At 31.1% G+C, this 21,648-nt stretch carries 22 protein-coding genes; 1 reads left to right on the plus strand and 21 read right to left on the minus strand.

Translation table 11 applies throughout. The features are described 5' to 3' along the window. Nucleotides 1–323: 323 nt before the first annotated feature. From KGNDJEFE_RS11660 to KGNDJEFE_RS00060, 13 genes are all read right to left on the minus strand, one after another. On the minus strand, nt 324–464 hold the full coding sequence (locus tag KGNDJEFE_RS11660; RefSeq protein WP_006440548.1) for a hypothetical protein: 141 nt from the start codon (nt 462–464) through the stop codon (nt 324–326). 92 nt (nt 465–556) lie between these two features. Then, nucleotides 557–2,083, minus strand: a complete 1,527-nt coding sequence (gene lysS / locus KGNDJEFE_RS00005; RefSeq protein WP_006440547.1) for a lysine--tRNA ligase — start codon at nt 2,081–2,083, stop codon at nt 557–559. 53 nt (nt 2,084–2,136) lie between these two features. Then, nucleotides 2,137–2,616, minus strand: a complete 480-nt coding sequence (gene greA / locus KGNDJEFE_RS00010) for a transcription elongation factor GreA (RefSeq protein WP_006440546.1) — start codon at nt 2,614–2,616, stop codon at nt 2,137–2,139. A gap of 113 nt (nt 2,617–2,729) precedes the next feature. After that, entirely contained in the window at nt 2,730–3,698 is a 969-nt protein-coding gene (dusB, locus tag KGNDJEFE_RS00015; protein ID WP_006440545.1) for a tRNA dihydrouridine synthase DusB, read from the minus strand. A gap of 151 nt (nt 3,699–3,849) precedes the next feature. Then, a complete protein-coding gene (locus tag KGNDJEFE_RS00020) occupies nt 3,850–4,629 on the minus strand; it encodes a type III pantothenate kinase (protein ID WP_006440544.1) in 780 nt (259 codons plus the stop codon). 120 nt (nt 4,630–4,749) lie between these two features. Then, complete coding sequence (locus tag KGNDJEFE_RS00025) at nt 4,750–5,739, minus strand: biotin--[acetyl-CoA-carboxylase] ligase (protein WP_006440543.1); 990 nt, start codon at nt 5,737–5,739, stop codon at nt 4,750–4,752. Between the two features lie 108 nt (nt 5,740–5,847). Continuing rightward, nucleotides 5,848–7,863, minus strand: a complete 2,016-nt coding sequence (gene ftsH, locus KGNDJEFE_RS00030; RefSeq protein WP_040410598.1) for an ATP-dependent zinc metalloprotease FtsH — start codon at nt 7,861–7,863, stop codon at nt 5,848–5,850. Between the two features lie 27 nt (nt 7,864–7,890). Beyond that, nucleotides 7,891–9,276, minus strand: a complete 1,386-nt coding sequence (tilS, locus tag KGNDJEFE_RS00035; RefSeq protein ID WP_006440541.1) for a tRNA lysidine(34) synthetase TilS — start codon at nt 9,274–9,276, stop codon at nt 7,891–7,893. Between the two features lie 147 nt (nt 9,277–9,423). Beyond that, entirely contained in the window at nt 9,424–9,831 is a 408-nt protein-coding gene (locus tag KGNDJEFE_RS00040) for a YwiB family protein (protein WP_006440540.1), read from the minus strand. A gap of 23 nt (nt 9,832–9,854) precedes the next feature. Beyond that, nucleotides 9,855–10,658 carry a glutamate racemase gene (gene murI, locus KGNDJEFE_RS00045; protein ID WP_006440539.1) on the minus strand — a complete coding sequence of 268 codons (804 nt, stop codon included), beginning with the start codon at nt 10,656–10,658 and terminating at the stop codon, nt 9,855–9,857. Nucleotides 10,659–10,684: 26 nt separating this feature from the next. Next, a complete protein-coding gene (locus KGNDJEFE_RS00050) occupies nt 10,685–11,356 on the minus strand; it encodes a GntR family transcriptional regulator (RefSeq protein WP_006440538.1) in 672 nt (223 codons plus the stop codon). Beyond that, nucleotides 11,340–12,221, minus strand: coding sequence for a 4-(cytidine 5'-diphospho)-2-C-methyl-D-erythritol kinase (ispE, locus tag KGNDJEFE_RS00055; RefSeq protein ID WP_040410597.1), 882 nt, complete (start codon nt 12,219–12,221; stop codon nt 11,340–11,342). Before ispE ends, KGNDJEFE_RS00050 begins: the two co-directional genes overlap by 17 nt. A 211-nt stretch (nt 12,222–12,432) precedes the next feature. Beyond that, complete coding sequence (locus KGNDJEFE_RS00060; RefSeq protein WP_006440536.1) at nt 12,433–12,705, minus strand: Veg family protein; 273 nt, start codon at nt 12,703–12,705, stop codon at nt 12,433–12,435. A 348-nt stretch (nt 12,706–13,053) separates the two neighbouring features. Between KGNDJEFE_RS00060 and KGNDJEFE_RS00065 the strand changes: the two genes are divergently transcribed. Further along, nucleotides 13,054–13,914, plus strand: coding sequence for a LysR family transcriptional regulator (locus KGNDJEFE_RS00065; RefSeq protein WP_006440535.1), 861 nt, complete (start codon nt 13,054–13,056; stop codon nt 13,912–13,914). A gap of 70 nt (nt 13,915–13,984) precedes the next feature. Here the strand turns inward: KGNDJEFE_RS00065 and KGNDJEFE_RS00070 are convergent, their stop codons facing one another. The 8 genes from KGNDJEFE_RS00070 to KGNDJEFE_RS00105 form a co-directional block, all read right to left on the minus strand. After that, entirely contained in the window at nt 13,985–15,916 is a 1,932-nt protein-coding gene (locus KGNDJEFE_RS00070) for a DUF7309 domain-containing protein (protein WP_040410596.1), read from the minus strand. Between the two features lie 384 nt (nt 15,917–16,300). Then, nucleotides 16,301–17,059 (minus strand): EFR1 family ferrodoxin, encoded by a 759-nt coding sequence (locus tag KGNDJEFE_RS00075; protein WP_006440533.1) that lies wholly within the window; start codon nt 17,057–17,059, stop codon nt 16,301–16,303. A 156-nt stretch (nt 17,060–17,215) separates the two neighbouring features. Then, nucleotides 17,216–17,608, minus strand: coding sequence for a 30S ribosomal protein S9 (rpsI, locus tag KGNDJEFE_RS00080; protein ID WP_040410595.1), 393 nt, complete (start codon nt 17,606–17,608; stop codon nt 17,216–17,218). 22 nt (nt 17,609–17,630) lie between these two features. Continuing rightward, nucleotides 17,631–18,059, minus strand: coding sequence for a 50S ribosomal protein L13 (rplM, locus tag KGNDJEFE_RS00085; RefSeq protein ID WP_006440531.1), 429 nt, complete (start codon nt 18,057–18,059; stop codon nt 17,631–17,633). 122 nt (nt 18,060–18,181) lie between these two features. Further along, on the minus strand, nt 18,182–18,913 hold the full coding sequence (truA, locus tag KGNDJEFE_RS00090) for a tRNA pseudouridine(38-40) synthase TruA (protein ID WP_006440530.1): 732 nt from the start codon (nt 18,911–18,913) through the stop codon (nt 18,182–18,184). A 25-nt stretch (nt 18,914–18,938) separates the two neighbouring features. Further along, nucleotides 18,939–19,739 carry an energy-coupling factor transporter transmembrane component T family protein gene (locus tag KGNDJEFE_RS00095; RefSeq protein ID WP_006440529.1) on the minus strand — a complete coding sequence of 267 codons (801 nt, stop codon included), beginning with the start codon at nt 19,737–19,739 and terminating at the stop codon, nt 18,939–18,941. Next, entirely contained in the window at nt 19,739–20,599 is an 861-nt protein-coding gene (locus tag KGNDJEFE_RS00100) for an energy-coupling factor transporter ATPase (protein ID WP_006440528.1), read from the minus strand. The genes KGNDJEFE_RS00095 and KGNDJEFE_RS00100 overlap by 1 nt, the downstream gene beginning before the upstream one ends. Further along, nucleotides 20,584–21,423 carry an energy-coupling factor transporter ATPase gene (locus KGNDJEFE_RS00105; RefSeq protein WP_006440527.1) on the minus strand — a complete coding sequence of 280 codons (840 nt, stop codon included), beginning with the start codon at nt 21,421–21,423 and terminating at the stop codon, nt 20,584–20,586. The genes KGNDJEFE_RS00100 and KGNDJEFE_RS00105 overlap by 16 nt, the downstream gene beginning before the upstream one ends. Nucleotides 21,424–21,648: the final 225 nt, after the last annotated feature.

The raw sequence follows: 21,648 nt of genomic DNA on the forward strand, positions 1-21,648 counted from the left end.
ATCCGCTCAGATGTTATCTCAAAATATCTGGCATGGTTTGTATGGCGTTCGAACTATTTGTTCGAACTAAATATATCTGCTGTTCAGTTTTCAAAGTTCATTTAAAACTTTCGTTTTATTTTTTATTTTCTTGCCCTCTCTCAAGGACAAGTATTATAATATCACCTTTACTCAACTAGGTCAACACTTTTTTTAACTTTTTTTTATTATTTTTTTACACTTTAAAAAATATCGTTCTTTATTAATTTTTATCATTTTATAATTCAGCATACTATTTATTTTTAATCAATTATATTTATTTTTGTTCGTATTTTTCTTTTATTTTATCTTTCAAATATATTTATATTTTCTACTTTTTCTTCGTATCTTTCCAAAAATATAGATAATAAATTTGATTTTTCCAAATAACAAATATATTTTGTATCCATTTCTTTATCATAAATACAACATTTTTTTCTTAGCATAACAATAAAAAAGGACTACTTAACTACAAAGTTAAATAGTCCTATCTATCAAATTTTATAAATATTAATTTCAATCAAACAAATCAATTTTATTATTCAGCAGATTCTTCCTGTTTTTCTATTGGTTTCATAGTAGGGAATAATAATACGTCTCTTATTGATGTTGAATCTGTAAGAAGCATTATAACTCTATCTATACCTATTCCTAGTCCACCTGTTGGAGGAAGACCTACTTCAAGAGCATTTAAGAAATCTTCGTCCATATCACAAGCTTCGTCATCTCCAAGCTCTTTCTTTCTTAACTGGTCCATAAATCTACCTTTCTGGTCGATTGGGTCATTAAGTTCAGAGAATGCATTAGCAAGCTCCCATCCATTAGCAAAAGCTTCAAATCTATCAGTAAGTCTTGGATCTTCATTATTTCTCTTAGATAATGGAGATATTTCAACTGGATGATGAGTTATAAATGTAGGCTGCACTAATTTATCTTCACCGAATTCTTCAAAGAACTCAGCTATTATTTCCCCTCTTCTCATTCCAGGTTTAACTTCTATACCTTTTTCTTTAGCTATAGCTATAGCTTCTTCATCAGTATTTATTTCATTGAAGTCTACACCAGAATATTCTTTAACACATTCTATCATAGTCATTCTCTTCCAAGGTGGTTTGAAATCTATTTCTTTACCCTGGTAAACTACTTTTGTACTTCCTGTAGCAACTTCTGCCATATGAGCTATAAGATTTTCAGCTATTTCCATCATATCTGTAAAATCAGCATATGCCTGGTATAATTCTATTGCTGTATATTCTGGGTTATGTTTCATGTCCATACCTTCATTTCTGAACATTCTTCCCATTTCGTAAACTTTATCAAATCCACCAACTATTAATCTTTTTAGATATAATTCGTTAGCTATTCTTAAATACATTGGTATATGTAAAGTATTGTGGTGAGTTATGAAAGGTCTAGCATTTGCTCCACCAGCTATTGTATTTAATATTGGAGTTTCAACTTCTAAGAATCCTCTTTCATCTAGGTATGATCTTAAAGCTTTAAGAGCTTTAGTTCTTGTTATAAAAGCATCCTTAACTTCTGGATTAACTATAAGGTCAACATATCTCTGTCTATATCTTAATTCCTGGTCTTTTAATCCATGGTATTTTTCTGGTAATATCTGTAAAGATTTAGATAATAAAGTAACTTTATCTGCTTTTACTGATATTTCTCCTCTTTTAGTTATGAATACTTCACCTTCTATACCAACTATATCACCTATATCGTAAGTTTTGAATATAGTGTATTCTTCATCGCCTAATCTATCTTTTCTAACGTAAGACTGTATTCTACCTTCAGCATCCTGTATATCTATGAATCCTGCTTTACCCTGTATTCTCTTGCTCATCATACGTCCAGCAATCTTAACAGTTTCTCCTTCTAAAGCTTCAAATCCTTCTTTTACCTGTACAGAGTAATGAGTTCTATCGTATCTACTTTCCTTGAATGGATCTCTTCCCATTTCCTGTAAATTAGCTAGTTTATCTCTTCTTACCTGAAGCACTTCACTTAATTCTTCACTAGTCATTTCTACATTTGCTTCAGTATTTTTATTATTGCTCATAGTGCACCTCCATTTATATTTTGTATTGCTTATATTTACTATTTATAAATTTATTATCTGCTTATTGATAGTATTTTGTATTTAACTACTCCATCTGGAACCTGAACTTCTACTTCATCACCTTCAGATTTTCCTAATATAGCTTTTCCTATTGGAGATTCATTTGATATCTTACCTGCAAATGGATCTGCTTCTGTTGAACCAACTATAGTATAAGTAACTTCTTCTTCAAAATCATAATCGTAAAGTTTTACTATTGATCCAGCAGTTACTTTACTTAAATCTATAGATTCTTCATCTATTATAGTTGCTTTTCTTATCATATTTTCTATTTTTAATATTTTTTCTTCTAATTCTGCCTGTTCTTTTTTAGCTTCATCGTACTCAGCATTTTCTGATAAATCCCCGTATGATATAGCTACTTTTAATTTTTCGGCAACGTCTTTTCTACCAACTATTTTTAATTCTTCAAGCTCAGCTTCTAGTTTGTCAAAACCTTCCTGAGTTAATAATATTTCTTTATTTGCTTCCATTTTTCTTATTAAACTCCTTCTCGTAAATGTTATTAAATTTTCTATTTATTTTGAATGGGTATTAAATCGCCATTATTTTACTTTATCCGCTATATTATAGGCTAATATTCGCATTATGTCAAGGATTCAGCTATATATGCCTCTAATCTACCTACCACTTCATCGGCTGATTCTAGCTTATTTATTTCATCTCTAAGCCTAGCAGATTTTTTCATTCCCTTTAAATACCAACCTAGATGTTTTCTCATTTCTCTAACAGCTACATACTCTCCATCCTCTTTAATTGCAAGGTTAAAGTGTTTTATCGCGGTTCTTATTTTTTCCTCTGCAGTTGGCTCTGGAAGTATCTCACCAGTTTTCATATAATGATTTATTCTATTGAATATCCAAGGATTTCCCTGTGCCCCACGACCTATCATTATTGCATCGCATCCAGTCTTTTTTCTTATATTTATAGCATCTTCAATAGTCACTATATCTCCATTCCCTATAACAGGAATTTTAACCGCATTTTTTATTTCCTCTATTATGTCCCAGTCAGCAGTTCCTGAATAATACTGAGCTCTAGTTCTACCATGAATAGTTATAGCCTGAGCACCACTAGCCTCTGCCATCTTAGCAAACTCTACAGCATTTATACTATCTTCATCCCAACCTTTTCTAAACTTAACTGTAACAGGTTTCTTAGATTTCTTTGCTGCTGCCTCTATAACTTTTGCTGCAAGCTCAGGAGTTTTCATTAAAGCTGATCCATCTCCATTTTTTACAACTTTTGGAGCAGGACATCCCATATTTATATCAAGTATCTCATTTGAATGTTCGTTTAAAATCTCTGTTGCACCGGCTATAAATTCTGGCTCAGAACCAAATATCTGTACAGCAACAGGATGCTCTTCCTCCTCTATTTTAAGCATTCCCTTTGTCTTTTCATCATCATAACAAAGAGCCTTTGCATTTATCATCTCTGTATATAAAAGCCCACTACCGTATTCCTTGCATATAAGTCTAAATGCTAAATCAGTAACTCCTGCCATAGGGGCTAAAAAAACTTCATTTTCTAGGACTACATCATCTATTCTCATATTACACTTCCTTTCTATTTAAATCTATTTTTCTTAAAGTCAATGGTATTATATTAACACAAAACTCTACTATTCTTCAATAACACACACCTCAAGTAGATAAAAAAAATTAGAGATACTATTAAAGCACCTCCAATCTATAAAATTCATTCTATAAGTCATTTTCTTTATTTTTTTCGTATATCATTCTAAGTCCTTCTAATGTAAGGAATTTATCTATTTCATCTATACTATCTGTTTCAGACGATATAAGTCCAGCAAGACCTCCTGTAGCTACTACTTTTACATCGGGATTTTTTAACTCTTCCTTCATCATTTCAATTATCTTATCTACAAGACCTACATACCCGTATATAAGACCAGACTGCATTGCAGAAACAGTATTTTTTGCTATTACTGTACCCGGTTTTATAAGCTCTACTCTAGGAAGTTTAGATGCTCTCTGGAATAAAGCTTCACTTGAAATCTTAACTCCTGGCGCTATTGTTCCTCCTAGATATTCTCCTGATTCAGATATAGCACAGAATGTTGTAGCTGTTCCAAAATCAACTATTATTAGCGGATATCCGTATTTTTCTATAGCTGCAACAGCATTTACTATTCTATCTGCTCCAACCTGTCTTGGATTATCGTATTTTATATTAAGTCCTGTCTTTATTCCAGGGCCGACTACCATAGCTTCTTTATCGCAGTATTTTCTAGCAAAATTTTCTAAAGAATGCATAACATCAGGCACAACAGAAGATATTATAACATCGTCTATATCCTCTATCTTTAAATCATAATGTCTGAATAAATCCTTTATAAGCATTCCATATTCATCTGAAGTTTTATATTTATCTGTATGAATTCTCCAATGTTTTTCAAGTTTATCTCCATCATATAGTCCTAAAACCATATTTGTATTTCCCACATCAAATACTAATAACATAAATCTTATCCTTCTTTCGTATTCTAATTTATATCAGATTATTTTCTCTTATACATCTCCCTAGCATAGTTATTTTAACAACTAGGTATATCTATGTCAATAATATTGTATACAAAGTGATTAAATATAACCATTTTGTCCTCTTACAGATACCTCTCCAGAAATCACCTCTTCTATCACTCCGTCATCGTGTTTTACTATAAGGTTTCCATCATCACTTATATCCATACAGTACACTTTTTCTCTATGATTCTTATTTATAATATAAACATCTTTACCTATAAGAACAGAGTATTTTCTACATACGCTTATTACTTCTTCTTTACTTCCATACTCTATATATGTAGTATAAAGTTTTTCAAATTCGTGCATAATCTCTCTTATTATATCCGATCTTTTAAGCTCAAACCCTTCTTTTTTTAGAGAAGTAGCTTTTTCAGATAATTCCCCGGGAAATAACATTGTATTTACATTTATTCCCATACCTATAACTACACATCCAACTCTCTCCACTTCTGCAACCATCTCAGTAAGAATTCCACATATTTTTTTACCATTTAATACTATATCGTTAGGCCATTTTATCTCAGCATCTACACCAATATTTCTAAAAGCATTTAATATGGCTGCTCCAGCAACAAGTGTCAAAAACGGAGCCTTATATACTGGTATCTCTGGTTTTAACATCAGACTCATCCATATACCTTCTCCGATATTTGATTGCCAGTTTTTTCCAAGTCTTCCCTTACCAGCAGATTGATACTCAGATATGATAAGAGTTCCATCTTTTAAAGACTCAAAATTATCTTTTGCATAATTATTTGTAGAATCTATCTCCTGGAAATATTTTATATTTTGTCCCACAAATTTTGTATCTAAATTTGCAGTTATCTGCTCTGGTATTATAACATCTGAATTTACATCTACAATCCTATATCCTTTTTTATTTATCGCTTCTATCTCATATCCATTTTCCTTTAAGTAGTTTATATGCTTCCATACAGCTGCCCTAGAAATTCCAAGCTCTTTAGAAATACTCTCTCCAGATATAAACTCCTCTCCAGAATTAGATAACATCTCTATTATTCTTTTTCTATTATCCTTGCTCATATATCATTCTCCCTTTTTACAAACCACATCAAAACATAACTATACAATTTATGTACAAAAAAGGGAAGGTATCCACCTTCCCCCTAATTCATCTTTTTATTTATAGACTTACTCCTCGTCAGAAGAGTCCTCTTCTTTTTCTTCTACTTTATCAGAAGTATCGTCATTATTTTCTTCAACTACTTCTGCGTCTGTAGATTTTTCTTCTTCTGTAGTTTCATCTTTTACTTCTACAAAATCAGCTTCGTAATCTATTACACCAGCTTCTCTTTTTTTAGCTTCTTCTACTTCATCTAAATCAACATCTAGTGGAAGAGTTCCTTCTATAGCTTTAACAAACTCTTCTGCATCTAGTGTTTCATATACTAGAAGTGCCTGTGCTACATTTTCTAATTTATCCATATTTTCTGATAGGATTTTCTTAGTCATTTCGTAAGCACCTATTATAATATTTCTTATTTCTACATCTATTTCATTTGCAACTTCTTCTGAGTATGTTCTAGTATTTGATATACTATTTCCTAAGAATACCTCTCCTTCGCTGTCGAATGTCATAGGTCCTATCTTAGCACTCATACCATATTTCTTAACCATGTCTCTAGCTGTCTGACTAACTCTTTCAAGGTCATTAGAAGCTCCAGTAGATATATCTTTAAGAACTAACTCTTCAGCTACTCTACCACCAAGCATAACGATTATATTTTCTTCCATATCTCTCTTAGTAGCAAAGTATTTATCTTCTATAGGTAGCTGCATTGTAAATCCACCAGCCATACCTCTAGGTATTATTGTTACCTGATGTACTGGGCTTACATTTTCTAATAGGTGAGCACATACAGCATGTCCTGCTTCATGGTAAGCAGTAAGTCTCTTTTCTTTATCGCTTATTACTCTTGATTTTTTAGCTACACCAACTATAACCTTAGTTATAGATTCTTCTATTGTAGCCATTCTTATTTTCTTTTCACCTTTTCTAGCAGTTAATATAGCTGCTTCATTCATAAGGTTTTCTATATCTGCAGGAGTAAATCCTGGCGTTCTCTTAGCTAATACATCTAATCTAACATCGTCTGCTAGAGGTTTCTTTCTTGAATGAACTTTAAATATAGCTTCTCTACCTTTAACATCAGGAGTTCCAACAACAACCTGTCTATCGAATCTACCTGGTCTTAAAAGTGCAGGGTCTAATATATCAGGTCTGTTTGTTGCAGCCATTATTATTATACCCTGATTAATTCCGAAACCGTCCATTTCAACTAGTAACTGGTTAAGTGTCTGTTCTCTTTCGTCGTGTCCTCCACCTAGACCAGCACCTCTTTTTCTACCAACGGCATCTATTTCGTCTATGAATATTATTGCTGGAGCATTTTTCTTAGCATCTTCAAATAATGATCTAACCCTAGATGCACCTACCCCAACAAACATTTCAACGAAATCAGAACCACTTATACTGAAGAACGGTACTCCAGCTTCTCCGGCTACTGCTTTTGATAAGAATGTTTTACCTGTACCTGGAGGTCCTACCATAAGTATACCTTTTGGTATTCTAGCACCAAGTTGTGTGTATTTTTTAGGATTTTTCAAGAAATCTACAACTTCCTGTAAATCCTCTTTTTCTTCCTGAAGACCAGCAACATCGTTAAATGTTACTTTTTCTCCATCTCCATCTTTGTGTAATTTGGCTTTAGATTTTCCAAAGTTCATAACTTTGCCTCCGCCGCCCTGAGACTGATTCATAAAGCTGAACCAAAGTATTCCTAGGAATATAAGCATTATAAATGTTGGAAGCATTGATATGAACCAAGGTGTTGTAGGTTCTGGCTCACCATCTATTACAAGCTTATTCTGTTTTGACTGTTCTAAAACTTTATCTGCAAATTGTTCACCTTTTACTTCTGATGGTATATAAGATTTGAATTTTGTCTTATCTTTTAACACACCTTCAACAGATGTATCATCTACAAAATATATTGAGGCTATATCACCTTCATTAAGTTCTTGGTATACTTTTGAAAATGGAATTTCTTTTACTTCTTCTACTTCTTTTCCAGTAAACTGAATAACGCCTACTATTATAGCTAACATTAGAACGTAAAATACAATTCCTCTTAGCATTTTTTTCAAATTAAATTTCCTCCCCTCTTTAAGGTCCTACAGTTTTTTTATGCTGAGTTTAAGCACTTTTTTTGTATTTTCATCAATTTTATAATTTTCATTCATTCTGTATTCACCAGCAAGAATTACCTCTTCCCCGTCAACAACAATTGGAACTCTATTTCTCATTTCTCTAGGTATCTTCAGATCTATAAATAAATCTTTTATCTTTTTAGTTCCACCTTTTAACTTAATCTTATCCCCTGGCTGTCTATTCCTTACAGTTATACCCCCTTTTATCTTATCAAAATCAACGGCTTTTACAGATGAATCTTTTTTAAGACTTCTATATTTTTCAATAGTTATAACGTCAGAATCGACTAATATACCCAACTCTTTTATTTTTATAAATCCATCCTTAGGTACATGATAGCTGTATTCTATCTCATCTTCTTTTATTTCTTCTAATGTAAATAGTATACTATTTGCTCTTCTATATGCAAATACCCCTCTAGGAAGATTTAACATTTTTCCATTTTTTGATGTATCTATAAGTTGTATAACATCTTCAATATGCTTCTGATCTACAAAGTTTGTATCACCTAGTACATCTTTTATAGCATATCTTATTATTCTACTCTGTATAGCTTCATGGTATCCAGATAACTTTTCTACATTTACCTCTACAGCTTTATCGTCTAATGTAGCTACCTCATCGTATGCTTTCATAGCTTCAGAATCCAAATAGTCACCGTCGCTCTTCATACTGTTACTAAGTCTTACTATAGACTCTACTACATTACTATTAAAATGTTCCTGCATATAAGGTAAAAGCTCTAATCTAATTCTATTTCTTGTGTATATACTTTCTAGATTAGTCTGATCTATTTTAGGATGTAACTCATGCTGCTCGCAATAAGCTTCTATATCCTTTCTTTCTATATCTAATATTGGTCTAATTATACCATTTTCTCTAGTATATTCTATTCCTCTTAAACCTTGCAGACCCGTTCCTCTCATAATTCTCATCATAACTGTTTCTGCCTGGTCATTCATGTTATGTCCTATAGCTATTTTATTAGCTCCTGTTCTTCTTTTTATCTCATAGAACATATCGTATCTTATATTTCTAGCACCTTCTTCTAAAGAAAGTCCTTTTTCTTCACAATATTTTGGAACATCTACAGATTTTATAAATACAGGTATTTCAAGAGAGTCACAAAGCTCAGATACAAATAGCGCATCCTTTTGTGCTTCAATACCTCTTATCTGATGATTTAGGTGTGCTGCATATATCTTTAAATTTCTCGATTCTTTTAATCTATTTAATATATGAAGAAGACAAACTGAATCGGGTCCTCCTGAGAGTCCAACTATTATTTTATCTCCATACGATATCATATTGTGTTTATCTATAGTATCAACAACTCTGTCAAATATCATATTTACTACCTCTTTTTAAATTTTGTCGTAAACAAATGATTTATATTATTATATAAATCGCCTAAGTATAATAATACCAAATAAATGCAATAAAAGGTAGCTTTTTCGCTACCTTATAAAAATTATTCTCTTATTTTTTTAATTTAATTATTTTTCAACTTTGATAATCATTTTATTTCTTCCAGCAAACATATTTTGGATTTCTATCATATAATCCAAATGTACTTCTAATTTCTTTTCTCCATTTGAGATTTTAAAGTCGTTTACCTTAGTATCTATTAAAAATATTCCCTGTGGCGTTGCGTATTTGTTTGTATGCTTATTGCCCTTAGTAAATGTCATTGTAGAATTTACACTTCCAGTTTTTATAACTTTTATACAATCTTCTGATATCTTTATAGTATTTTTAACTTCCATATCTTCTTCTTTTTGATTGTACTTGATGTATATACTACCGTTCTTTTCTATTACTTGACCATATGCTTTTAACTCTATAGTATCCATATTACCATCGGCATCATACTGTTTTGTTTTTATTATTATTTTATTACTCACTATATTTCCTCGCTTATAATAATTTAATATCTCTGTATTTCTACTTTTTCTACTTCTATCTTAGATTTTAAGAATTCTCTTGCTATAGACGGGAATTTTTCATTTATATCTGATACAAAATAATTACATTCCCCTAGTTCTTCCTTTGTGTTTAGAAGATTTTTTTCTATTAGTATATTTTTTAAATCTATTGCAGTTTCTCTTGCTGGATTTACTAATTTAACTTCCATCCCAACTTCTTCGCCTATAGTTCTTTTTAGAAGTGGATAATGAGTACATCCAAGAACTATTGAGTCTACATCCTTTTCTTCAAGCTCTTTTAGATACTCCTTAGCAGTAAGTCTAGCTACTTCAGTATTTGCCCATCCTTCTTCTACTATAGGTACAAATAATGAACATGCCTTTCCATATACTTTTATTCTTTTATCTATTTTCTTTATCTCAGCATTGTATGCTTTTGATTTTATAGTTCCTTCAGTCCCTATAATACCAACTTTACCATTCTTTGTAGATGCTGCAGCTGTTCTAGCACCAGCTTCTATAACACCTATTATAGGTATATCATACTTTTCCTGTGCTTCAACTAAACTTCTAGCTGTAGCTGTATTACAAGCGATTACTATAGCTTTAACATCTTTTGTTAGCAAGAAATTTATCGCTTGAAAAGTATATTTCATTATCGTTTCTTTAGATCTAGGACCATATGGTACTCTGGCAGTATCACCAAAATATACCAGGTCTTCATTAGGAAGTATCTTTTTAATTTCTTTTAATACCGTAAGACCTCCCAATCCAGAATCAAAAACGCCGATTCCTCTTTTATCCATAATAAATCTCCTTATCGATTAATACCTTATATTCTATCCGCTTTATCTATCATATACTGTTCTGCTCTTTCTATATGATTTTTAGCACATTTAGATGCTCTTTCTCCATCACCACTTACTATAGCGTCTATAAGATGAGCATGTTCTTCTTTTATACCTATCATTGCATTTTTATCAGACATATATCCTGCTCTAAATCTATATACCTGTTCCCAAAGAGAGTTTATCATCTGAGTAAGCTTTTTATTTCCAGCTGCTTCAAATATACACTGATGGAATTCTACATCTTTTTTAAGAATTTCATCAAGGTTTCCACCTTCCATTGCAACATTAAGTGACTCTGATATTTCTTTTAAATTTTCTACTTCTTTTTCATCCATTCTTTCTGCTGCTAAATTTGCTGCAAGACCTTCTAATGCAGATCTAACTTCTAATACATCTATTATATCTTTAACAGACATATCAGCTACATACGCACCTTTTCTAGGAAGCATTATTACAAATCCTTCTAATTCCAATTTTCTTATTGCTTCTCTTACAGGTGTTCTACTTACGCCTAGCTGTTCTGCTAACTGAACTTCCATAAGTCTTTGTCCAGGCTTTAAACTTCCCTCTACAATAGCCTTTCTTAAACTTTCAAAGACAACATCTCTAAGTGGTTTATAGTTATCTAAATTTAATTTAGTTAAATTTTCCATTTAATTCAATTCCCCTTTCAGCACTTCTAACAAGATAAACTTGCTTATATTTATCTAGTAATTCTCTTTTCGCCTTTTCAGCTTCGTCTTGTGAATCAAACAGTCCAAATACTGTAGGACCACTTCCACTCATCATAGTTCCCAGTACATCACTTCTTTTCATAATATTTTCTATATCTTCTATCTCTGGATGCATTAAAGATGTTACAGATTCTAGGACATTACACATATTTTTTGCAAGTTCATCTATTTTATCTTCTTTAAGACATTCTATAAGATATTTATTGTCAGGTCTTTTGGATACATTAGACATATCAAACTTATTATACACTTCTTTTGTAGATACAAATAATTCAGGTTTACAAACTAATACATATATATCATCATTTAACCCCTTTATATCTGTTAGCTTTTCACCTAAATTTTCTGCAAGTACCGCACCTCCAGATATACAAAACGGAACATCTGCACCAAGTTCAAATCCTATTTCTTTTAACTCTTTCTCACTTAACCCTAATTTCCATATTTTATTAAGAGCTACTAAAGTTCCAGCTGCATTTGTGCTCCCCCCAGCCATACCTGCTGCAACTGGTATTCTCTTATCTATAAATATTTCAGCTCCCTTTTTTACTCCTGTTCTTTCTTTTAGAAGATTGGCAGCTTTATATACTATATTGTTCTCATTAACTGGAATTTCCTTACTTTTGCTTTTTAGTATTATTTTTCCATCATTTCGCTCTGTTATGTCGAGAATATCATATAAATCAATCGACTGCATTATCATTTCAACAAGATGATATCCATTTGGAAGCTTTCCAAGTACATCTATAGATAAATTTATTTTTGCTCTACATTTAACCTTCATTTCACTATCCTCCGACATATTTTTGCAAATAAATAATTTATATAATTAATTATACTACAAAAAATAGGGAATTGTGTATATAATATACAATTCCCTATCTTCTAAATCAAATTTGAGTTATTTAATTAAATTTCACTCAAAAAAATTATACAGTATAGATTATTTATCGTATACTGTAGATTTTTTTCTCTATAATTTTTAAATATTGTTTCTAGCTTACTTTGCGTTCTTCTTCAGATTTTCCTTTTATTACCTGTAATTTCACATTAGAAGTAAGTAAATCTGAATAACTATAAGAAATTCTAGATGAACCATTAGCTCCATCGTCTACTCTTACTATGAATACACTTGGATATGCTTCCTCAAGTACTCCTCTTTTTGTGACAATCTGTTTTCTTCCCTTATTAGCCTTTAGCTGCACTCTTTTGCCTATATGCTTTTCAAGAGTAGTTTTTATGTTTTCTAAAGTCTGAACTGTTGCCATCATATCACCTTCCCAATTTTTCTATGTTTACATAATAGCACAAATCCATTTTTTAGTCAACCCTAAACTAATTATTTTATATATTTTTTAACATTTTGTCAATATAATTTTTGATATTATACAGTATTCTATTCAATTATTTTTTCTTATCTATAGATTTTTTATATATAACATATATATATATAATTTTTTCTATAAGACTTAAAATACTTTTGTATTTTATGACATTTTCATTTATAATTAATAGTATATATGTTTTCTTATAGTTAGATATTTTTATTATTAAATATTTAAATAATATATCTACTATATCTACTAAAAAATAAATTTTTTAATTGGTGATTAAGTATGAAAATTGAGAAACTACATTATTTTGAAAGTGTTGCACGTAACAAAAATTTTACAAAAGCAGCTAAAGAATGTCACATCGCTCAACCCGCAATAAGTCATCATATTCAAAACCTCGAAGAGGAATTGGGTACAGAATTATTTATTAGAAACAGTAGAAATGTATCATTAACTCCTCAAGGAGAAATCTTCTACAAAGAAGTAGTAAAAATTTTGAAGGCGTATGAAGATGCGGTTATGAAAACAAAATTTAGTTCAATGTACTCAAAGGGTAAATTGACTATAGGTATGTACGGTTTTAGTTCTCTTAATATTTTAGACCCTGCAGTATCTGCTTTAAAATCAAAGTATCCAAATGTCGATATTATTTTTGATAGATGCCAGGATGCTTATTATGCCGATTATCTATTGAGTGGTAAATACGATATTATTTTAGCGTATGTATCACAGACTTTAGAGCTTCCTGAAAACATAGGCAGTAAGCTTGTTCGCTCTTGTCCTTTTGGTATAATGCTTCCAAAAGATCATGAACTAGCTGAAAAAGATACTGTTACAATGAATGATATTGTACACGCAAAAGAGGATGTGTATGTGCTTGATACTCATATAAGCTATATGAAAAAACATACTGATATTCCTCATTCTAGAATAAAATCAGAGGACGATATGGAACTTCTCTTAATTACTGGTTCTATAAATAAGGCAATTATTTTTACAACTAGACACGAAGCAGATGAATTCCGCAATGCTTCTATGACTTTTAGAGAGGTATCTGACAGTGTTATTACCGCAAATCAGGGAATTTATTATCTAAAAAATCATAACAATTGGGTTCTTACTCAATTACTGAACAATCTTTAAACTAATTACTTTTAAAATAATAGAAAAACACCTTCGATTTCGAAGGTGTTTTTTCTTTGTATATTATTATTTAATTTAGTGGAGTATTTCCAATTTCTTTTTTATAAACCATGTATTCTCCAAATTTTTTACCAACTCTTGAGCTTTTCTTTAGGCTTAAGTTTATATCTAGGTTTTCACATATAAGAGATAATTTTGAATTTATAAGTTCATTAGCTGTTCTTATTATTCTAGGTCTACCAACCTCATCTATAAATCGCTCTATCTCTTCAACAAGTAAATCACCTACATCAGCTCCTGGTTCAGCAATTTTGCTACTTATTAAATCCCCAGATTTTGCATCTACTATACCGTATATAAATGGCGTTATTGGTTTTATATATTTTTCATCATTTATAGTTCTTTTAAGCGGAATTATATCTACATCTAGAACAGATTCAACCTTTGGTGCCTCTTTTAGTCTGTTTAATTTATTCTTATCCTTAATTTTTTCATTAGATAAGCTATATTCTTCTAGTGGAATTTTTTCAATATAAAACTTCCATTCGTTGTTATCTTTTATATATTCCACACACATTAGCTCATCAAAATCCATATTTATACTTTCTCTAATATTATCTTCAAATTTTTCTAATATTATCTCCAGATTCTTTAGATGTTTCGTCATATGAGCCACCTCATCTCTATCTAGACTGTATGGACTATATCCCTTTTCGAATGAAGTAAAGTATAGCCATTTTCCTTTGCCCTTATATTTAAATCCTAGTTCTTTTATAGTATCTCTCTGATCTTTTGATAAATCTTCTACATTTCCCCAACGGCATGCTAAATTACTTTTAAGTGATTTAACGTATCCTTTTGGTAAATCCAAAGCTTCACTATAATCATTTACTATGAATGTTTTAAAATCATCATATCCTTCATATACATCTACACCATATTCCTTTTCATCTTCACCTAGTATACTGTAAAAAATAGTTTCTTCGCCTTTTACTTTTAGAGATATAATTTGAAATTCATATACATATTCCCAAGCTTTAAATTTCTTTATTCTTTCAGCTACTTCATATAACTCCATCCACGCTTCCTTTGTTGGCAGCTCTCTTTTAGATTCAACCTTTTCAGATACAGTGTATTCACTTTCCCATTCTTTCATAATAGGATATACATCATATTGATTATTTTTAAATTTTTTAAGTGTCTTTTTTTCTACTTTTTTAGGTTTGTTTTTTTGACGTTCTTTATTTTCGAAATCAGGTTTAAATTCATCTGTATAAAAGTCGCTTCCCTCATAATCTCCAATCCCCATTCTAGGCGAATTATAAATAGGTAGCATATTTTCTGTATATTCCATTTGTATAAACAATTTATTTGACTCTACTTTTTCCTTACATTCATCACACAAAAAAGCATCATCATCAAAAGAGTATATAATTGTATCAACCCAGCTTGCATTATTTTTCTTACATTTATAACATATTCTTTCAGGAGGAATATTTCTAGATAACAATACTATGTCCTCTTCTTCATGTCTTCTACCTATTCTATGACTAAATACCATTAATTTTATTTCTGTGATTTTATTTTCTCCATAAGTATAATCAAACGTTTCCCCAACTGACAAAATGTTTTTTAAAGTATGATACATACTTTGTTCTGGTTCAACGTATAAAAGATTACCACCCGAAATATATTTATATTTTAAGTTTTTAATTTTAAATATACTTAGACATTGTTCGTTTCCCAGCCATATCTCCCTTAAAAATGTGTCTATTTCTTTTAGCATTGTTTTTTCATTAACTTCTATTATCATCCAATAGTCTTCCATTTCCTTTGAAGTTATTAGTATATCGAAAAAACCTTCCATCTCTTTTTTAGCAGCGTAAATTTTTTCATCCCTCTTTTCACACTTTACTAAATGCGCCAACATTTCTTTTGGAGCAAGTTTTTTGCCACAATATTTGCATAATCCTTGATTCCCTTTTTCAACATTTGTAAACATAATAAAATCCCCCATTTTTTTAAATTCTATTATTTTACCTCTCAATTTAATAATTCTTGTCAAAAATAATAAATTGAATTTTAAAATAATAAACAAAACATTATTTACAAGTTACTAAATAAGGTTTTTGCGCCATCATTATACATCATAAAAACAAAAAATTCAAATATAATTCAAAAAATAAATTAGTAACAATTAATTTATTTCAAGTTTATTTTTAAAAAATTCTAAATAATTAAAGAATTATTTTATTATTCTTATATCCTATTAATTCTATATCTTCTATATTTAAATATACTTTTTTTAGTTAACAATATGTTTTTATACAAAAAAGTGCTGCTGCAAATGCTTAAAACACCTGCTATACAGCACCATTCATTACTTTTATATCATAAGTTCATTTTCTTTTCTTTCTGTGCACATTGTTGTAAGTTTATCAACAAGACCAGCCTTCATAGTTTCATCCAATACTCTAGCACCTGTTGGACATACTTTTATACATCTCATACAAGCCATGCATACATCTTTATCCACAGTTTTAGGATTATCCATAGGTATTGCACCTACTGGACATTTCTGTGCACATAATCCACATTCTACACAGTTTTCATTCGCTTCTGGTTTTAACGCAGATCCTTTCCATTCTTTGTAAGGAATATTTCCCTTAGGCATTAGTTCCGTATTTATTTCTCCATTTTCAAATTTAGCTTTTATTTCTTCAGAGAATTTTTTTAATTCTTCTTCATCTGATTTATCAGGTCTACCTGCTGCTAAATTTCTAGCTATTGAGTGCTCTGCTATTGCAGCTACCATAGCTCCAACTACAAAGCCATTTTCTTCAAGAACATTTTTTAATTCTAGTAGTGTATCATCGTAATCTCTGTTTCCGTAAACTACAACAGCAACTGCTTTTGCTCCGTTTCCTTTTATTTTATTGATTCTATCCACAGCTACAGTAGGTATTCTTCCTCCAAATGAAGGCACAGAAATTATACACATATCCTCAGCTTTTATGTTTACATCTTCGTAATTGAAATGCAGGTCACTTATATCTAAGTCCTTTGTTTCTTCCCAAGCTGATGAAAGTAGTTTTGTTACTTTTTCTGTCCCTCCTGTAGGACTAAAATAGATTGAATATAGCATTATAATCATTCCCTTCTACAATAATTTCCTTTAATTTTAATTATACGCCTTTATATTTTATAATTTAATAGCTAAATAATAATATTCGTAATTTGAGCATAAAAAAACCCGAGATAAAATATCTCGGGATTTCTTGCACAATATAATACGTAAAAACTATCTTTTTGAGAACTGTGGAGCTCTTCTGGCAGCTTTTAAACCGTATTTCTTTCTTTCTTTCATTCTAGCATCTCTAGTTAAGAATCCTTCTTTCTTTAAAGCAGGTCTTAAATCTTCGTCAGCTTTTAATAAAGCTCTAGATATACCGTGTCTTATAGCACCAGCCTGTCCAGTGAATCCTCCACCTTCAACTTTTACTATAACGTCAAATTTATTTTCAGTTTCAGTTAATACTAATGGCTGTTTAACGTCTCTTATTAATGTTTCGTAGTTGAAATATTCATCTAACGCTCTACCATTTACTGTTATATTTCCTTCACCTGCAACTAATCTAACTCTAGCTACAGAATGTTTTCTTCTTCCTGTTCCTATGTACTGTACATTTGCCATGATAACTCCTCCTTTCACCTAATTAAAATTCTATTACTTCTGGATTCTGAGCTGCATGATTATGTTCAGCACCAGCGAATACTCTTAATCTAGTCATCATTCTGCTTCTTAATTTATTTTTTGGTAACATACCGCTAACTGCGTGAGCTACAACTTCTTCAGGTTTTTTAGCCATCATTTCTCTGTATGATATTTCTTTTAAACCACCTACATAACCAGTGTGGTATCTGTAGTATTTCTGATCTAATTTTTTACCTGTTAAAACTACTTTTGATGCATTTACAACTACTACGAAGTCTCCTCCGTCCACGTGTGGTGTAAATGTTGGTTTATGTTTCCCTCTTAATAATGTTGCAACTTCAGTTGCTAAACGACCTAAAGTTTTTCCTTCAGCGTCAACTAAGTACCAGTTTCTTTTTACGTCTGCTGGTTTAGCTATATAACTTTTCATATCTGTCCCTCCTTAACTTTTTTCCTTTAAAAATATTTTTCCGTTTATGTCAAGTCCGGGGCAAAGTGGACTTATTAACACATTCTTGTATATTATACGACTTTAACCGAAAAGTGTCAAGATTAATAGAAAACTTTTTTGAGGAATAATGCGTGTCCAGGCGCTGTATGACCTGCTTTTGATCTGTCCTGAGATTTTATTATATCCTCCATGCTTTCTGTTATTCTTCCCCTTCCGATATCTATAAGCGTACCAGAAAGAATTCTGACCATATTGTAAAGGAATCCGTTTCCTTCAAATTCGAATACAATTAAGTCATCTTCTTTTTCTATTTTAACGCTTTTTATCGTTCTTACAGTGTCTTTTACGGAAGATCCGCTGCTCATAAAGCCACAGAAATCATATGTTCCAATAAGTGATTCTGCTTCTTTTTTCATCTTTTCAAAGTCTAAATCATATTTTACTTGATATGATATATCTTTCAAGATAGGATTGCGGTATCTACTATTATACACTAAATATTTGTATATTTTACCTTTTGCACTATATCTCGCATGAAATTCATCTTCCACTTCCTCGGCATCTATTATAGAGATGTCTTTTGGCAGCTTAGAATTTAATGCATCTGGTATTCTATTTACAGGTATTTGAGATTCTATTTTGAAGTTTGCTACCTGCCCAAGTGCATGTACTCCAGCATCAGTTCTTCCTGAACCATTTATTTTTACTTTCTCACCTGTTATTTCCTTTATTGCATATTCAATATTTCCCTGTATTCCAGGAGAGTTTGGCTGCTCTTGCCAACCACAATAATTTGCTCCGTTGTATTGAACGGTTATTTTTATATTTCTCATCTAGTCCTCCAAATAGGCAAAACTATTATAATACGTATCTTGATGCAGCTATAAGAGCCATGTAGATTATTATAAGTACCGTAGCAATATACTCGCTTTTACCTATTACAGTTTCCTTCATTTTTGTTCTATTGTCTCCACCTCTATAGCATCTAGCTTCCATTGCCATAGCAAGCTCGTCAGCTCTTCTAAATGCACTTACAAATAGCGGTACTAAAAGTGGAACAAGACTCTTCGCTCTGTTTATAAGCTTCTTACTTTCAAAGTCTGCACCTCTAGACATCTGAGCTTTCATTATCTTATCAGTTTCGTCTAGTAGTGTTGGTATAAATCTTAAAGCTATAGTCATCATCATTGCAAGTTCATGCACTGGTAAACCTATTTTCTTAAATGGATTTAATACCCTCTCTATACCATCTGTAAGCGCTATAGGAGATGTTGTAAGCGTTAATAATGATGTACCCACTATAAGCATTGCAAGTCTTATAGACATAAATATCGCCTGTCTGATACCTTCTTTAGTTATCGCTAAAAATCCAAATGACCATATTTTTTCACCAGGTATGCAGAACATGTTCACGATAAATGTGAATAATATTATCCATTTAAGTGGTTTTAGTCCCTTTAGGATAAATTTTACTGGTATTTTTGACATTACAGTAAGTATTAATAAAACAGCAAATACACCTATATACACAGGCATTTTATTTATCATAAATATTGATATCATAAATAATATCGTAGCTATTAATTTTAATCCTGCATCTAATTTGTGTATAGGAGATGATGTAGGATAGTACTGACCAACAGTTATATCTTTTAACATTATTTTCTACCTCCTATCACTCTTAGTATTTCGTCTTTAGCTTCTTCAGGTGTTATTATATCCTGTCTAATATCAAAGCCTTTTTCTCTTAATTTAATCGCTAATTCTAGAACCTGAGGTATATCTAGACCTATTTCTTTTAGTCTATGGGCATTGTTATTGAATACCTCTCTAGGATTTCCCATAAATTCTATTTTTCCTTTATTCATTACTATAAGTGTTTTGACTAATTTAGCCATATCATCCATACTGTGAGATGATAGTATTACTGTTATATTTCTTTCTCTGTGTAGTTTTTTTATAAGTTCAAATATTTCTTCTCTACCACCTGGATCTAGTCCTGCTGTAGGTTCATCAAGTATTAATACTTCTGGATCCATAGCTATTACTCCAGCTATTGCGACCCTTCTCTTCTGACCACCAGATAATTCAAATGGAGATTTTTCTCTATATTTTTCGTAGTCTAGTCCAACAGCTTCCATAGAAGCTTTTACTCTTTTAGTTATTTCCTCTTGATCTAGTCCCATATTTCCCGGACCAAATGCTATATCTTTTTCTATTGTTTCTTCAAATAACTGGTACTCTGGATACTGGAATACTACCCCAACTCTTTTTCTTATTTCTGTTAGGTTTATATCCTTCTGAGTTATTTCAAAGTCATTTATGTATATGCTTCCTGATGAAGGCTTTAGAAGTCCATTTAAATGCTGTATAAGTGTAGATTTTCCTGAGCCTGTGTGCCCAATTAGTCCAACAAAGTCATTATCCTCTATATCAAACGATATATCGTCTATAGCTCTGTTTTCAAATGGCATCCCCTCATCGTATATGTATGTTAAGTTTCTTACTTTAATAGACATAATTCATTCACCATTTCATCCACTGTTAATATATCTTCTCTTATTTTTAATCCCTCTTTATTTAGCATGTGAGATATTTCAGTCATACAAGGCACATCAAGACCTATTTTTTTAAGTCTGTCTATCTCTTTAAATACTTCTCGTGGAGTCCCTTCTAATACTTTTTTACCCTTTTCCATAACTATAACTCTGTCAGCTTCTACAGCTTCTTCCATAAAGTGAGTTATGTGTATTGCAGTTATATTTTCTTCTTTATTTAATTTTTTTATTGTTTTCATTACTTCTTTTCTACCAGATGGATCTAGCATTGCTGTAGCCTCATCGAATATTATGCATTCAGGCTTCATAGCTATTATTCCAGCTATTGCAACTCTCTGTTTCTGTCCTCCAGAAAGTAAGTGTGGCTGTCTATCTTTAAATTCGTACATTCCTACACTCTTTAGAGATTCTTCTACTCTTCTTCTTATCTCTGCCGGCTCTATTCCTAAGTTTTCTGGCCCAAATGCTACATCCTCTTCAACTATTGTAGCAACTATCTGGTTGTCTGGATTCTGAAATACCATTCCTGCAGTCTGTCTTATATCCCACATTTTATCTGCATCTTTTGTATTCATTCCATTTACAATTATATCCCCTTCAGTAGGCTTTAGTATAGCATTCATATTTTTTGAAAGTGTTGATTTTCCAGAACCATTGTGCCCTATTATTACAACAAATTCACCTTTTTTTATATTTAAACTAAAATCATCTATAGCTTTATACTTGTCGCCCTCTTCATTTTCATAGCAAAAGGAAAGGTTTTTTATCTGTATAAGATTTTCCATTATTTACACCCCTTTTTCTAATACATTTAAATCTTTACTATTGCACTTATATAAAACATTATAATAGTTTATTATATCATACAATTAATATACAACAGATACAATTATAGAGGATTTTATACACTATATCTATAAATTTTCGAATATTAAATAAGTTTATAGATTATATCCATACATTAATTAAGTCTTTAATTATATTATCAAGAATTTTTGCATAAAAAAAAC

The sequence above is a fragment of the Peptacetobacter hiranonis genome (genome assembly GCF_008151785.1).
GTDB lineage: Bacteria > Bacillota > Clostridia > Peptostreptococcales > Peptostreptococcaceae > Peptacetobacter > Peptacetobacter hiranonis.

Excerpts from the sequence above, each read along its gene's own strand:
- rpsI (WP_040410595.1), bottom strand. The coding sequence starts at position 17,608 with ATGGCAAATGTACAGTACATAGGAACAGGAAGAAGAAAACATTCTGTA.
- KGNDJEFE_RS00075 (WP_006440533.1), bottom strand. The coding sequence starts at position 17,059 with ATGCTATATTCAATCTATTTTAGTCCTACAGGAGGGACAGAAAAAGTA.
- KGNDJEFE_RS00105 (WP_006440527.1), bottom strand. The coding sequence starts at position 21,423 with ATGGAAAATCTTATACAGATAAAAAACCTTTCCTTTTGCTATGAAAAT.
- KGNDJEFE_RS00070 (WP_040410596.1), bottom strand. The coding sequence starts at position 15,916 with ATGTTTACAAATGTTGAAAAAGGGAATCAAGGATTATGCAAATATTGT.
- rplM (WP_006440531.1), bottom strand. The coding sequence starts at position 18,059 with ATGAAAAGTTATATAGCTAAACCAGCAGACGTAAAAAGAAACTGGTAC.
- KGNDJEFE_RS00050 (WP_006440538.1), bottom strand. The coding sequence starts at position 11,356 with ATGGAAAATTTAACTAAATTAAATTTAGATAACTATAAACCACTTAGA.
- dusB (WP_006440545.1), bottom strand. The coding sequence starts at position 3,698 with ATGAGAATAGATGATGTAGTCCTAGAAAATGAAGTTTTTTTAGCCCCT.
- KGNDJEFE_RS00065 (WP_006440535.1), top strand. The coding sequence starts at position 13,054 with ATGAAAATTGAGAAACTACATTATTTTGAAAGTGTTGCACGTAACAAA.
- lysS (WP_006440547.1), bottom strand. The coding sequence starts at position 2,083 with ATGAGCAATAATAAAAATACTGAAGCAAATGTAGAAATGACTAGTGAA.
- KGNDJEFE_RS00060 (WP_006440536.1), bottom strand. The coding sequence starts at position 12,705 with ATGGCAACAGTTCAGACTTTAGAAAACATAAAAACTACTCTTGAAAAG.
- KGNDJEFE_RS00095 (WP_006440529.1), bottom strand. The coding sequence starts at position 19,739 with ATGTTAAAAGATATAACTGTTGGTCAGTACTATCCTACATCATCTCCT.
- greA (WP_006440546.1), bottom strand. The coding sequence starts at position 2,616 with ATGGAAGCAAATAAAGAAATATTATTAACTCAGGAAGGTTTTGACAAA.
- ispE (WP_040410597.1), bottom strand. The coding sequence starts at position 12,221 with ATGAAGGTTAAATGTAGAGCAAAAATAAATTTATCTATAGATGTACTT.
- murI (WP_006440539.1), bottom strand. The coding sequence starts at position 10,658 with ATGGATAAAAGAGGAATCGGCGTTTTTGATTCTGGATTGGGAGGTCTT.
- KGNDJEFE_RS00100 (WP_006440528.1), bottom strand. The coding sequence starts at position 20,599 with ATGTCTATTAAAGTAAGAAACTTAACATACATATACGATGAGGGGATG.
- KGNDJEFE_RS00025 (WP_006440543.1), bottom strand. The coding sequence starts at position 5,739 with ATGAGCAAGGATAATAGAAAAAGAATAATAGAGATGTTATCTAATTCT.
- tilS (WP_006440541.1), bottom strand. The coding sequence starts at position 9,276 with ATGATATTTGACAGAGTTGTTGATACTATAGATAAACACAATATGATA.
- KGNDJEFE_RS11660 (WP_006440548.1), bottom strand. The coding sequence starts at position 464 with ATGCTAAGAAAAAAATGTTGTATTTATGATAAAGAAATGGATACAAAA.
- KGNDJEFE_RS00020 (WP_006440544.1), bottom strand. The coding sequence starts at position 4,629 with ATGTTATTAGTATTTGATGTGGGAAATACAAATATGGTTTTAGGACTA.
- truA (WP_006440530.1), bottom strand. The coding sequence starts at position 18,913 with ATGAGAAATATAAAAATAACCGTTCAATACAACGGAGCAAATTATTGT.